The organism is Streptosporangium sp. H16 (assembly GCF_051918855.1).
Lineage (GTDB): Bacteria > Actinomycetota > Actinomycetes > Streptosporangiales > Streptosporangiaceae > Streptosporangium.
Map to the genome: position 1 here is coordinate 479,361 of NZ_JBPXMD010000002.1, position 12,831 is coordinate 492,191.

9 protein-coding genes are annotated in these 12,831 nt (G+C 71.7%); 2 read left to right on the plus strand and 7 right to left on the minus strand.

Features of this window, described 5'->3' with window-relative positions:
- Positions 1 to 93: 93 nt before the first annotated feature.
- The 6 genes from ACTOQ2_RS05145 to ACTOQ2_RS05170 all read right to left on the minus strand — a co-directional run bounded on the left by ACTOQ2_RS05145 (position 94) and on the right by ACTOQ2_RS05170 (position 7,554).
- Positions 94 to 1,257 (minus strand): M20 metallopeptidase family protein, encoded by a 1,164-nt coding sequence (locus ACTOQ2_RS05145; protein ID WP_440098543.1) that lies wholly within the window; start codon positions 1,255 to 1,257, stop codon positions 94 to 96.
- A gap of 207 nt (positions 1,258 to 1,464) precedes the next feature.
- On the minus strand, positions 1,465 to 2,748 hold the full coding sequence (locus tag ACTOQ2_RS05150; RefSeq protein ID WP_440098544.1) for an amidohydrolase family protein: 1,284 nt from the start codon (positions 2,746 to 2,748) through the stop codon (positions 1,465 to 1,467).
- An 86-nt stretch (positions 2,749 to 2,834) separates the two neighbouring features.
- Positions 2,835 to 4,163, minus strand: a complete 1,329-nt coding sequence (locus ACTOQ2_RS05155) for an MFS transporter (protein WP_440098545.1) — start codon at positions 4,161 to 4,163, stop codon at positions 2,835 to 2,837.
- A 391-nt stretch (positions 4,164 to 4,554) separates the two neighbouring features.
- Entirely contained in the window at positions 4,555 to 5,025 is a 471-nt protein-coding gene (locus tag ACTOQ2_RS05160) for an ATP-binding protein (protein WP_440098546.1), read from the minus strand.
- 365 nt (positions 5,026 to 5,390) lie between these two features.
- Positions 5,391 to 6,347: a TIGR03885 family FMN-dependent LLM class oxidoreductase gene (locus ACTOQ2_RS05165; protein WP_440098547.1), complete on the minus strand. Its 957-nt coding sequence runs from the start codon at positions 6,345 to 6,347 to the stop codon at positions 5,391 to 5,393.
- 121 nt (positions 6,348 to 6,468) lie between these two features.
- Positions 6,469 to 7,554, minus strand: coding sequence for a hypothetical protein (locus tag ACTOQ2_RS05170; RefSeq protein ID WP_440065480.1), 1,086 nt, complete (start codon positions 7,552 to 7,554; stop codon positions 6,469 to 6,471).
- 238 nt (positions 7,555 to 7,792) lie between these two features.
- Here ACTOQ2_RS05170 and ACTOQ2_RS05175 point away from each other — a divergent pair, with 238 nt between their 5' ends.
- Positions 7,793 to 8,824 carry an SCO6745 family protein gene (locus ACTOQ2_RS05175; protein ID WP_440098549.1) on the plus strand — a complete coding sequence of 344 codons (1,032 nt, stop codon included), beginning with the start codon at positions 7,793 to 7,795 and terminating at the stop codon, positions 8,822 to 8,824.
- Here ACTOQ2_RS05175 and ACTOQ2_RS05180 read toward each other — a convergent pair.
- Positions 8,775 to 11,591 (minus strand): glycosyl hydrolase, encoded by a 2,817-nt coding sequence (locus ACTOQ2_RS05180; protein ID WP_440098550.1) that lies wholly within the window; start codon positions 11,589 to 11,591, stop codon positions 8,775 to 8,777. The two genes, ACTOQ2_RS05175 and ACTOQ2_RS05180, sit on opposite strands and share 50 nt — an antisense overlap.
- A 672-nt stretch (positions 11,592 to 12,263) precedes the next feature.
- On the opposite strand from ACTOQ2_RS05180, the gene ACTOQ2_RS05185 reads away from it, so the two are divergent.
- Positions 12,264 to 12,632 (plus strand): hypothetical protein, encoded by a 369-nt coding sequence (locus ACTOQ2_RS05185; RefSeq protein ID WP_440098552.1) that lies wholly within the window; start codon positions 12,264 to 12,266, stop codon positions 12,630 to 12,632.
- Positions 12,633 to 12,831 lie beyond the last annotated feature (199 nt).

Genomic DNA, 12,831 nt, shown 5'->3' on the forward strand with positions numbered 1-12,831 from the left:
GGCCCTCACCCACGTCGACGACCATCGCACTCCCAGCGTTCCAGCCTTTTCCGCGTCTCCCGCGGATTGCCGTCACCAGCGCGAGACGCCCGTTCAGCCGCCCGCGCCGATCACCCGCGTGGCGGCGAGGTAGGCCGCGAGCAGGCTCTCGGCGACCGCCGTCACGGTCTCGTCTCCGGGCAGGAAGTACGGGCTGTGCAGCCCCGACGCCGTGTCGGTGCCCACGAACAGCATCAGCGACGGCACGACCGACGCGAAGTGGGCGAAGTCGTCGGCACCGCAGGAGCGCAGCGTGGCGGGCATGTGGTGGGCGACGTCGACGAGGATGCAGCCGGTCTCCTCGGCGAGGCGGGCGTCGTTGACGAGCACCGGCTCCCCGTTCGTGATCCGCACCTCCGCCTCGCAGCCGTGGACGCGGGCGACGCCCTCGGCGATCTCGCGGAAGCGGTGGTGCAGCTGGTGGCGCCACGGCTCCGACATCGTGCGGAGGGTGCCGCGGGCGGAGGCATGCCCCGGGATCGCGTTGGGGGCGCTGCCCGCCGACACGGTCCCGAAGGTGACCACGGTCGGCGTCATCGGGTCGGCGTCGCGGCTGACGAGCTGCTGCGCGGCCACGATGATCTGGGCGAGCGCCAGGACCGAGTCGCGGGACAGGTGGGGGTAGGCCGCGTGCCCGCCCTGCCCCCGGACGGTGACGGTGAACTCGTCGGAGGAGGCGTTGACCGCGCCGGGTGTGCAGGCCGTCTCGCCGGTGGCGAGCACCGGCTGGACGTGTGCCGCGATCATCGCGCCGACCCGGTTCCTGCGGAGCGCGCCGGAGTCGACGATGTCGCGAGCACCGGAGGGGTGGGTCTCCTCGCGCGGCTGCAGCACCGCGACCATCGGCGCGGGCGCCCGTACCCGGTCGACCGCCCTGGTCAGCGCCACCAGCGCCGCGAGGTGCACGTCGTGGCCGCAGGCGTGCATGGCGCCGTTGCGCGAGGCCCAGGGCACGTCCGTCTCCTCCTGGATCGGCAGGGCGTCCAGCTCCCCGCGCACCCCGACGGCCAGGCCCTCGCCGCCGACGCGACGGAGCGCGCCGGTCCCGGCCACCCGCTCCGTCGCGTCGCCCTCGGGCAGCGCGTCCAGCACGCGCTTGAGCGTCGGCTCCTCCTTTCCCGACACGCACGGCTCGGCGTGCAGTTCCCGCCGCAGCTGGAAGGCCGCGGGCAGCTCGGCGTGCAGAGCGGCGCGGAGCCGCTCGTGGATCTCGTTCATCGCCGCCCCCCGAGCCGGCGGGCGTCGCGGTTGCCCCTCACGCGTCCTCCTCGGCAAGTGCGGCGAGTGTGCGGACGTGAGTGCCGATCATGGATCTCCCTCTGACTGTGCGTGGTGCCGTTCCGGTGGTACGTGGGTGACATGGGGCGCCGTTCTCTTCGTACGTGATGGTCGTTCTCGTCTCCGGCCTCGGGGCCGGTCACCCGGTCACCCGATCTCTCCGAGGCCGTAGACGCGGCGGGCGTTCCGCGCGCCGATCATGGTGGCGACCCGGATCGCCTGCGGCTCGCTCCACTCGCCGTCCGCGACGAACCCCCCGAGGACCCGGGCCATCGCGCGGCGCCAGAGCAGGGCGCCCAGGTGGTGAAGCTCCGCGGGGCCCCAGGCGTCCGAGGAGAAGAGGATCTTGGCGAACGGCGCCAGCTCCAGGCTCTCGGCCACCACGGCCACACTGCGCGCCCCGGTGTGGTTCACCCCGAGCCCGACGTCGAGGTAGACGTGCGGGTAGGCCTGGGCGAGGTAACCAGCGTTGCGGTGGTACGGGTAACAGTGCAGCAGGAGCAGGGGGACGCCCCTGGGCTCGGCGAGCTCGACGAGGCCGCGCAGCAGGAGGGGGTCGGAACGGCGCAGGTCGAGGTCGGGGTCGCCGTATCCGACGTGGAACTGGAGCGGCAGCCCGCGCTCGATGCCCGCCCAGATGAGGTGGCGCAGCAGCACCGGGTCGTCGACGCGGACCGTCCCGGTCCGCTCGGACTCGCGCAACCAGCGTCCGGCCGCCGCCGTCACCTCGGCCGGGGCGGGCGGGGCGGGGTCGAGGTCGAGCCCGTACCGGTAGGCGGCGACGCTCTTCAGGCCGCGCGCCGTACGGCTGCGCTCCCACAGGGCCGCCTCGAAGCGGGCGGCGAACCCGGCGGCGTCGGTTCCCTCGGCGACGACTCCCTCGGCGATCGACTCCAGGCGGACGATCTCCTCGACGGGCCGCCCCGTGAGGGCCGCCATCGACGCCGGGCCGAGGATCTCCTCTCCCCCGTAGCCGGTCTCCAGGAGGAAGTGACCCACCCCGGCCGCGGCCAGCAGGCGCCGGTTCGCCTCCCCGGCCCCGAGCTCGGCGCGGCGGGCGAGGTAGGTCTCCGGGTCCGGGTGCGGGTCGAGACCGAGGACGGGCGCGCAGTGCCGCAGGACGGCGAAACCGAGCTGCGAGTCGAACTGGGTCATCCAGCCGGGCACCGGCCGGTCGGACTCGGTGATCAGCTCCTCGAACCGCCTCCGCGGCAGGTCGCCGTCCAGGGCGCCGTGCACGTGATGATCCACCAGCGGTATCGCCTCGATCGCCCGCTCCAGGGTCCCGGCCCCCGCCGTCACGGCCGCGCGCTCCGGAATTCCGGCCTCCCCCGCCCGGACCTCGTGTTCCAGGGGCCCGCCAACCGCCGTCCCGGCCGCACCTTCAGCGGACCCGGCCCTCACCGGAGAGTCCATGGGTGCCGGGGTCATGGTGGAACGCTCCTCGAGTGTGCGGTGTCGCTGGGATACGAGGTGCCCATGAAAAGGGGATGTCATGCCCCGATGTCCCCTCCGGCTCACCCGCCGATCGGACGCTCCACCTCACCCGCCGCCTCACCGGGCGTCCCGTCTGCCGCCGTACCCGCCGTGTCCACCGTGCCTGCTGTGCCCGCCGCGCCCCTCGTCCGGATGCCGTACGCGAGGGTGAGGGCGACGACGGCGAGCGGGAAGACGGTGGCGACGAGGATGCCGGTGCGCAGGCCGGAGCCGCCGTCGCCGGGGAGCGCGGCCGACAGGGCGGGCAGGAACCCGCTCGCGGCGGCGGAGGCGTCCGCGGCGGCCCCGGCGATCCAGGGACCGGCCGCGCCCCCGGCGTCACCGAAGACGGCCAGCACGCCGAACATGGCCGCGCCGCCAAGGGGGAAGCGGGCCGCGGCGAGGCTGAAGGTCCCCGGCCACAGGAGGCTGACGGCCAGGCCGCACACCGCGCAGCCGACGAGGCTGACCACCGGGTCGGAGGACAGGCAGACGACGAGGTAGCAGACGGTCGCCAGCGCGCCGCACGAGGCCATCGCGGGTACCAGCGGGATCCGCTCGCCCCACAGGCCGTAGACGATGCGGCCGATCCCCATCAGGACCGCGAACAGGCATGGGCCCGCCAGGTCGCCCCACACCTTGGAGACGCCCAGTCCCTCCTCCGCGAAGAGGGAGGACCACTGCGACATGGTCAGCTCGGCCGCGCCCGCGCAGAGCATCAGCACGACGGCGGCGGCGAAGGCGGGAGCCCCGAAGAGCGCCCGCAGGGAGGTACGGTGCTCGTCCGGCACGGTCGCGGGCAGCGGCACCCTCAGGAACGCCACCATGTTGACCAGCGGGACGAGCGCCCAGGCGACCGGCAGGACCTGCCAGGCGTCCTGGCCGATCCAGGCCAGCAGCAGCGTGCTGCCCGCCACCACCGCGACCTGCCCCCAGCAGTAGAAGGAGTGCAGCAGGCTCATCGCCGCGGCCTTGCCCTCCTGCGGGCTGGGCAGCGCGTCCACGACGGGGCTGACGAGCACCTCCAGCAGGCCACCGCCGACGGCGTAGACGACGATCGCGACGCACAGTCCCAGGTACGGGGAGGGCGACACCGCCGGGGCCACCGCCAGCAGCACCAGTCCCAGCGCCGACAGGATGTGAGCCAGCACCAGCGGGACGCGGTAACCGGTCCGGTCCACGAACCTCACGGCCACGATGTCGGTGACCAGCTGGGTGGCGAAGTTGAGCAGCACCAGGCGCCCGAGCATCTCCAGGGGCAGCTGGTAGCGGGTCTGGAAAACGATGAACAGCAGGGGGGCCAGGTTGTTGACGATGGCCTGGGTGACATATCCGGTGTAGCAGGCGCGGCGGGTGTGGTCGTACGTCATGGGCGATGCGTTTCTCTCCCTGGGGGGTGGCCGTCCCGCACACTACGGGGCCGGACGACACGGAGGCACACCCACCCCCGGCCCCCCTGCGGCGATGACCACCAGGTCACCGCGGCACCAGGTCACCGCGACACCGTGACGCCGGGGAGCCCGCTTCCGGCGGGCGCGACCGCTCAGGCCTCTTCCGCCCCCCCGGCGCCCTCCCTTTCAGGCGCTGCCGCCCCTTCCGGCGTTTCCGACGCTTCCCCTTTTCCGGCGCCTTCCCCGTTCCGCCTCTTCAGGCGCCTTCCCGCTTCCTGCCCGCGAGCCTCTCAGGGGCCCGGACGGCCACGCGACCCCGGGCCGGGTGACACCGGGCGCGCCGGACGATCGGGCGCCTCCCGGCACGCGCCTACTTGAACTGCAGGACCGGGGCGACGGCGGGACGGATAGGGGCGGGGGCGGGAAGACCGAGGACGAACCAGACGATCTTTCCTCCGGAGGGGGGATGGGCGACACCCCAGTCGTCGGCGAGGGAGTCGACGATCTGGAGGCCCCGGCCGCCGGTGGCGTCCATGTCGCGGGCGCACATGCGGGGAGCCCCCTCCCCCGGGTCGAAGAGCTCGCCGCGGACGAAGCTCCCGCCGCCCCGGATCCGCAGCGCGCACGCGGCTCCGCCATACCTGACGGCGTTGGTGACCAGCTCGCTGACGATCAACATGCAGTCGTCTATCAGATCGTCCGCACCCCACAGGGAGAGCTCCCGGCGGACCAGCGAGCGGGCGTCGCGCACGCTCGTGGGAACGGCGGGCAGCAGGCACTCGCCTTCGTACTCGTGGGCGTCGTCGAGGGACGCCGCAGATGAGTCGTGCTGGAGAGACACTGCGCCTCCTTCTGATGGGAGCGCTCCCATGACAAATGTAGAACATTCACCTACGTCTGTGAATTGATTCCTCCCGAATTGTTTCCATCACATGTCATGAGAAGTGAGGAAGATCCGATTTGCGCCATGGCCTCCGGCGGCCGAAGAGGCCGGTCACCGGCCGGGAACCCGCCCGTACCGCCGCCCTCCCCGACCGGAAATCCGCCCGCGCCGTAGCCCCCTCCGGCCGGGAAGTCGTCCGTACCCCCGGCCGGTCCGTACCGCCGCCCCCTCCGGCCGGGAACCCGCCCGTACCGCCGCCCTCCCGGCCGCGCGCCGACGTCGGCGCGGCGTCAGCGCGGCCGGGGAGGCAGGGGAGGGATCCGTCAGCGCAGCTGGGGAAGCACCTTCGCGCCGAAGGCGTCGATGTAGGCGGCCTGCTCCTGGCCCACGTGGTGCAGGTAGATCTCCTCGAAGCCCAGGTCCGCGTACTCGTTGATCCTGGCGGCGTGCCAGCCGAGGTCGGAGGAGACGTTGACGGCCTCGGCCACCTTCTCCGGCGACACGTCCGCGGAGACCACGTCGAAGAGCTCGGCGGTCTCGAGGTCCCAGCTGACCGGCGGCGAGAAGACGTTGCTCCGCCACTGGTCATGGGCGATGGACATCGCCTCGTCGTCGCTCTCGGCCCAGCTGAGGTGGACCTGGAGCGCCACCTTGCCCTTGCCTCCGGCGTCCCGGTAGGCGCCGATGACCTCGCGCAGCCGGTCGACGGGCCCTCCCACGGTGATCAGGCCGTCGGCCCACTCCGCGCACCAGCGGGCCGTCTCGGCACTCACCGCCGCGCCGACCAGCTTCGGGGGGACCTCCGGGCGAGTCCACAGCCGGGCACGGTCGACGGTCACCAGCCCGTCGTGGCTGACCTCCTCCCCCGCCAGCATCGCCCGGATGACGTCGACGCACTCCCGCAGCCGCTGCTTGCGGAGCTCCTTGCGCGGCCAGCGGTCGCCGGTGATGTGCTCGTTGCTCGCCTCACCCGTGCCGAGGGCGGCCCAGAAGCGCCCGGGGTACATCGCGCCGAGGGTGCCGATCGCCTGGGCGATGATCGCGGGGTGGTAGCGCTGGCCGGGGGCGTTGACCACGCCGAACGGCAGGTTCGTGGCCTGGAGCGCCGCGCCCAGCCAGGACCAGGCGAACCCCGACTGCCCCTGACGCCTGCTCCACGGGGAGAAGTGGTCCGACGACATCGCCGCCCCGAACCCCGCCTGCTCGGCCCGCGTGACCGCCTTCAGCAGCTCGGCCGGATGGATCTGCTCGTGTGAGGAATGAAAGCCATAAGTCGCCATCGTCTCCGGCTACCCGGGAGAGGGACGTCCATTCGGGTGAGCGGCGCGGTACCGCCCGGGACACCGGGCGGTACCGCGCCCTGGCCTTCGCAAGGCCGGGGTGGCCTTTCGGGGTGGCCTTTTAGAAGGCCGAGGTGTAGGTGACCAGCGACTGCCGGTCGACGCGGGTGGTGGCGTTGTAGCAGGCGACGTTGCGGACGATGGCGACGCTGCCGGTGGTGTTCCAGAGGGTCTGCAGGTTGCAGAACTCGGGGCCGGGACCGTACGCGGTGACCTGGACCTGGTCCTGCAGGACCCCGACCCTCGGGAAGGTCACCAGGCGCAGGCCGAGTCCGGCGGTCTGGATGGTGTTCGTGCTTGTCTGGGAGTTGAAGTTCAGAGCCGGGGGTACCGGCGCGTACGGGCCGGGGTTGGCCGGGGTGGTGTCGAAGGTGTAGGCGAAGTTCTTCGGCGGGATCGCCGCACCGGTGATGGCGCGCTCACGCTGGTAGGTCAGCGTCCATCCGGTGTTGAGCGGCACGTTCGTCGCGTTGTGGCAGCGCACCTGGACCGCCTGCGCGCCCACGCCCGGGGCCCAGGCGCCGACCTTGCAGCGGGCGGGCTGGCTGGGATTGACCGCGGTGACCTGGAGGTTTCCGGCGAAACCGGACGAGCCCAGGCCGGGCAGGGTGACCGTCCAGACGCCCCCGCCCCCGGCGACGGTGTTCACGCCCCCGGCCGAGTTGAACTGGGTGGCGATGGCGGCGCCGTTGTAGTGCACGTAGCCGAACGCCTGCGGCGCGGGCAGGACGCCGGTACTCTGCTCGAAGACGATGCTGTACGGCGTGAAGACCGGAGCCCCTCCGTACCGGTAGCACTGCACCGCCACCACCAGGTCGGTGCCCGAAGGGCCCCAGTTCTGCGCCTGGCACCAGTAGGCGGTCTGGGAGATCGCCGTGACGTGGACCACGCCGCCGGTGATCGCGATCTGCGGGAACCTCACGAACGTCTGCCCGACCCCGCCGGGAGTGACGCTGACGTTGAAACCCGCCCCCCAGCTGCCCGCCTGGTGGTTGGGGTCAGGGATGCCGGAGGTCACGTTGACCACGGCGAAACCCCACCGGTTGGGAACGGAGGCCTGCGCGCCCGTGGCCGTCGCGGTGATGCTCACGGCGAGCATCGCGATGACACACAGGATTCCAGCCATCACTCTTCGTAACTGACGCATGCCGTACTCCATCGGCTCGGGGCGTTGGGCGATCGGACGCGACCACGATGCCGACGCGGGAAAATGTCGGAAATCACAGTTCGTCCTGAGCTCTTGATAACCCGCCCGTCCCCCTTTGAGAAGACCCAACCTGACGGGTGAGATGACTCCGTCTTCCCAGATCAGGTCAGGGTTCGGACCAGATGGCAGCTCTCTCGTCGAGAGATCGTCCGGCCGTTTCGCCGAGTACCGTATGAACATGCACAGCCGATCCGCCAGGATCCACGAGACGGGGTGTGAGACCGTGCCGGAGCCCGAACCGAACGTTCCGCGTGTCATGTGGCAGTTGCTGGAGCCCCTGCACGCCGTCACCTACTTCGCCCCCGAGGCGCGGGCGGCGGCCGACGCGGTCGGCATGCGCGGCTTCTGGATGGGCTACTTCGCGGCCAGGGCGGCACCGCTCGGGCCGGTTGGCCCCGGCGTCGTCACGGCGGCGTTCCACGGCTTCCCCCCGGCCAGGGTCGCCAGGGCGCTCCCCGACGCGTGGACGTTCGCGACCCCCGGCGACGTGCTGCGCGCCCGGCTCGACGGGGCGGGAGCGGCACTGCGGAACCTGCTCACCGACAAGGTGACCGGCTCTGACGACCTGCGCGCGGCGGCGGACCTCGCCTGGGAGGCCGCCGGGCTCGCCGACACCGCCGGCCGGGTGCTCGGCGCGGCCAACCAGGCGCTGCCCGCGCCCGACGAGCCGCACCTGATGCTCTGGCAGGCCGCGACCACGCTGCGCGAGCACCGGGGCGACGGGCACGTGGCCGCCCTCGTCGCCCACGGCGTCTCCCCCGTCCAGTCCCACCTGCTCAAGGTCGCGGCGGGCGAGACGGACCTGGACCAGCTGCGCCTGGCACGGCGCTGGGACGACGAGGAGTGGGAGGCCGGTGCCGCCGCGCTGCGCGAGCGCGGGTGGGTCGACGGTTCCGGCCTCCTGACGGCCGAGGGCGCGCGGGAACGCGAGCAGATCGAGCGGCTGACCGACGAGGCCGCGGCCGTTCCCTGGCGGGCCCTGGGAGACGAGCGCACCTCCGAGCTCGCCCTGCTGCTGCACCCGCTGACCATGGCCGTCCTGGAATCGGGCATCATGCCGCCCTCGAACCCCATCGGCCTGCCGCCGCCCCCCGGGGAAGGTGGGAACGGCCGGGGGGCTCACGCTCCCGGCCGTCCCTTCACCGATCAGCTGAGGGGGATCAGCCGAACGGCAGCCGCACGATCGACCGGTTGCCGACGCCGAGGCTGACGACGCTGTTGCCGATGGCGTTCCAGACCTCGACCCTCACCCGGCCGTTCGACAGGTTGCCGAGCGTTCCCGAGGAGGACTGCGGGCCGGCTCCCTGCGTGTAGTGCTCCCAGCCCGTCACCGGGTCGGTGGCGAAGTAGGCGTAGGTCTCCACCCTGTCCCAGCTCCCGTTGCCGGTCAGGTCGTAGGAGACCCGGACCTGGGTGCCGTTGGCGACCGAGGTGCCCGCGTCCACGAAGAGGTCGAACGCGGTGGTGCCGCCGTTGTGATTGGCGGTGAGACCGGTCGCCGTGAAGACCTGGGCGTTGGTCGGCACGCCGTCGTGGTTGCCGTTCGCGGCGGCCACCGTGACGCTGCCCGCCGTGCCCGCCGTGCCCGGCAGACCGCCGCCGCTCTGCAGGTAGCGCGTCGCGGTGAAGCCGCCCGGGTCCGGGGTGGGCGTCGGTGTGGGCGTCGGTGTGGGCGTCGGGTCGGGGTTCGTGGTGCCGCCGCCCGCGTTGCCGCCGCTCCAGGTGAAGGCGCCGGAAGTGACCGTCTTGCCCGCCGGGACGTTGAGCACGGTCCCGTTGGAGAAGGTCACCGTGAGCGCGCTGCCGGTGATGTTGGACGCGACGTAGGTGCGGACCCCGTTCTTGCTGAACACCTTGGCCAGCGGGTGGTTGGCGGTGACGGAGGTGTCCACCGTGCCGAGGGCGGCCAGGTTGCGGATCCAGTGGAAGGTGTGCGCCCTGCTCTCCCCCTCCTCGGGGGTGTAGGAGCCGGCGGCGCGCAGGTTCGACAGAGCCGCGTCACCGTTGCCCAGCGCCTGGAACTGCCAGAGGATGTCCCGCCACACCGTGGGCGGCCCGCCGTTGTTGCGCACCAGCTCGGCGTAGTTGGTGTTCACGTAGGCGGGGTTGTCGCCCATGTAGAAGTGCCCGCCGGTGACCGGGAGCATGTTGATGCCCTGGATCATCTCCGGCTCGGCGCTGAACCAGGTGGCGTACGCGCCGCCGCTGCCCCAGACCATGCCGACCGTGCTGTGGCCGAAGGCGGCGGGGAAGTTCTGGTCGCGCGAGTCGAACCAGTACTCCTGGATCGCCGCGGCCTGGGTCGTGTAGATGAAGATGCCCGCGTCGCGGACGGCGGTGTTGCCGGTGGCCTGCCCCCACTGGATGAGGGCGTTGGCGAAGTTCTGGCCCTCCGACGACGACTCCTGGTTGTTGCCCGAGCCGAACGCGCCGTGCCCGGACGCCCAGTCGTGGCCCGCGTAGATGTCGAAGTCGCGCAGGTACGGGAAGCGGGTGTCGTTGCGGTCGTAGTTGTTGGCGTCGCGGATCAGCAGGTCCACCATGCCGCCGTACTGGCTCGTCTTGGCCCAGTTGGGATCGAACTTGGCGAGGGTCGCGGCCGCGGCGATGTAGTAGCCGTAGTGGAAGTGGTGGTCGTTGAGCTCCAGGTCGGAGCCGTACGAGGCCGGGTAGCCGAGCAGGGTTCCCCAGCTCGGGTTGTAGTAGAAGACCCGGCTGGTCTTGCCCGGCGAGGCGGTGAACCAGTCGTTGAGGCGAGTGCGGATGGCGTTCAGCGCGGCGGTGCGCACCGACGTCAGGTTGAGCTGGTCGGCGATCTCCGCGATGCGGGCGGCCCGGCCCAGGCCCTTGCCGGTCCAGTAGGTGTCGTCGCCCCGGATGTCCATCGGGTTGCCGAGCTCGGCGTTGAGCTGGTTGGTGACCGTGGTGAGGTCGGCGCCCGAGCTGTCGGCCACCGCGGGGATCTCGGGCAGCACGCCGGTGTACTTCATCGTCGTCCTGAACTGCGTCCCGGTGACGATCTTCATCTGGCCGCGCGCCGACACGTACGTCTGCGCCAGCGGCGTCGAGCCGGTCAGGTGGTTCCACTGGTGCGGGTAGAGCGCGATGACCGTGCCGGTCTGACTGCCCTGCCTGGCCGTGGTGGTGAAGGCGTACGTCGTGGTGAGCGAGCTCGCGGCCTGGTTGTAGGCGTACGAGACCCGGGTGCCGGTGACGTGCGCGTGCGCGTACTGGCCGTAGGTGCTCGCCAGGGCCGCGCGGTCGCCGCCCGCGGGCAGCGCCGCCACGGAGAAGAAGCCCCTGCCCGCCAGGGAGGAGCTGATCGTCGCGCCGCTCACCGACCAGGTCGCGCCGGTCGGCGCGTAGGCGACGTAGTCACGGCCGCCGGCGGTGAAGCCGATGGTCGCGCCGCTGTTGGACCACACCGTGGGGGTGCCCGCGGCGGTGATCTGCGCGTCGCCTCCGGTGACCTGGAAGTACGCGAACGGCAGGCCGTGGCCGATGGTGGCCTTCATGGTCCGGCCCGCGCCACTCCAGTACGGGGTGACGGTCCAGTCGCTCCAGCCGTCGACCTTGACGTCCGGCGAGCTCAGGCCCGCGACGCCGACGCGGATGTTCTCCACGTACGGGTAGTGGTACTCGCCGACGCCGGTCGCGGTGCCGCTGATGGCGGGGGTGGTGTTGTAGGAGAACCCGAGACCGTTGCCGAAGGTGTCGTACGAGATCGGGTGCGCGTGGAGTGGCTCACCGTACGCGCAGTCGGTCTTCTTGTAGAGGATCGACGACCACCAGTCGTTGGTGGGAACGGCCCCGGCGGGGGCGTTGGCCGTCACCCACTGGCGGGGGTTGGTGGAGATGGAACCGCAGCCGGCCGGCAGCGAGCGTCCGGCCGGGAGGGTGTCGGCGTAGCTGCCGGCGCCGACCGTGGCGGCCTCGGCCGAGCGGGCGGCGCCGAGGCCGAGCAGTCCGGCCACCATCGCGACGACCACACCGGCGGCGAGGCGGCGCCGGCGAGTCCTGAGGCGGGCCGCCGACCGGGCGAGTCGTCCTTCACGGGGGGGCGCACTTTCCGGACCCGTGGTCCGGATCAAGGGATCCATTGGGGGGTGCCTCCGGGGAGAGGAATCGGGCTCTGAAGCCTGACCGATACGAGAGAGCGCTCTCTCACCGAAAAGTAACGGGATGCGTCACAGCCGTCAATGTTTCACGTTGGTAACGAATAGGTAAAGTACAGACGTGCAGGCGAGAGGGCGTAAGCGCAGAAAATAGGGCGTTCCACCGGAGAGCGATGCCCCCTCGGGCTCACGCGCACCGCATCACTCCCCTGGCCGACGATCAAGAAATAGATCTACCCTGACCTGAGAGCGCTCTCTCCGTCGATCGACGTCAATCGCCGATCGACCGCTTGGCGGTGCCCGCCCCCCATTCCCCGACGCCCCCTGACGCCCCGGGAAGGGCCGCGAGCCGGCGGCCGCGGAAGGCGCGGATCCCGCGCGAGAGCCCCGCACCCACACCCCCTCCGGGCCGCACATGCCCGATCGCCGAGGGTGCAACTGGCGAGGTGGTGACAAAATCAATGCTGGACACTCAGCGTGACAGTCAATTTACTTTGCGTGACCACTCAGGCACCCTCTGCCCCAGGAGAGAACATGCGAAGCAGGAAGCTCACGACCGCCGCGCTGGGCGTCGCCGCCGTCGGCGTCGCGGGTCTGACCGCGATGACCGTCGCCGCCCCGGCCACGGCCTCCGTGCCCGCCGCCCCCGCCGCCGCCGACTTCACCGGCTACCAGCTCGTCAAGCTGCCGAACGCCAACGTGCCCAACTTCCAGCGCCGCGTGGTCCGCTGCCCCGCCGGGAAGAAGGCCGTCGGCGGCGGCGCCGAGGCGCAGGGCAACCAGGCCGTGCTGGTGGGCTCCTTCCCCACCGACGACGGCAGCGGCTGGATCGGGCTCGGCCGCCAGCCCGGCTACAACGACGTGGGCATCAGCGTCTACGCGATCTGCGCCAACGTCAGCTGATCGTCACCCCCGACGACACCGTCCCCCGGCCGTCACCCCGGTGATCACCGTCCCCGTGGTCACCACCGGCTCGTCCGCGTTCCCGGTCATCACCTGGTGATCACCGTCCCCGTGATCCCCACCGCCCGGTCAACGTCCCCTGATCGGCGTCCCCCCCCGAGAAAGCAACGGCTCCGGCCGGGCCCGGAAGGGTCCGGCC

Excerpts from the sequence above, each read along its gene's own strand:
- ACTOQ2_RS05145 (WP_440098543.1), bottom strand. The coding sequence starts at position 1,257 with ATGAACGAGATCCACGAGCGGCTCCGCGCCGCTCTGCACGCCGAGCTG.
- ACTOQ2_RS05150 (WP_440098544.1), bottom strand. The coding sequence starts at position 2,748 with ATGACCCCGGCACCCATGGACTCTCCGGTGAGGGCCGGGTCCGCTGAA.
- ACTOQ2_RS05155 (WP_440098545.1), bottom strand. The coding sequence starts at position 4,163 with ATGACGTACGACCACACCCGCCGCGCCTGCTACACCGGATATGTCACC.
- ACTOQ2_RS05165 (WP_440098547.1), bottom strand. The coding sequence starts at position 6,347 with ATGGCGACTTATGGCTTTCATTCCTCACACGAGCAGATCCATCCGGCC.
- ACTOQ2_RS05170 (WP_440065480.1), bottom strand. The coding sequence starts at position 7,554 with ATGCGTCAGTTACGAAGAGTGATGGCTGGAATCCTGTGTGTCATCGCG.
- ACTOQ2_RS05175 (WP_440098549.1), top strand. The coding sequence starts at position 7,793 with ATGCACAGCCGATCCGCCAGGATCCACGAGACGGGGTGTGAGACCGTG.
- ACTOQ2_RS05180 (WP_440098550.1), bottom strand. The coding sequence starts at position 11,591 with ATGGTGGCCGGACTGCTCGGCCTCGGCGCCGCCCGCTCGGCCGAGGCC.
- ACTOQ2_RS05185 (WP_440098552.1), top strand. The coding sequence starts at position 12,264 with ATGCGAAGCAGGAAGCTCACGACCGCCGCGCTGGGCGTCGCCGCCGTC.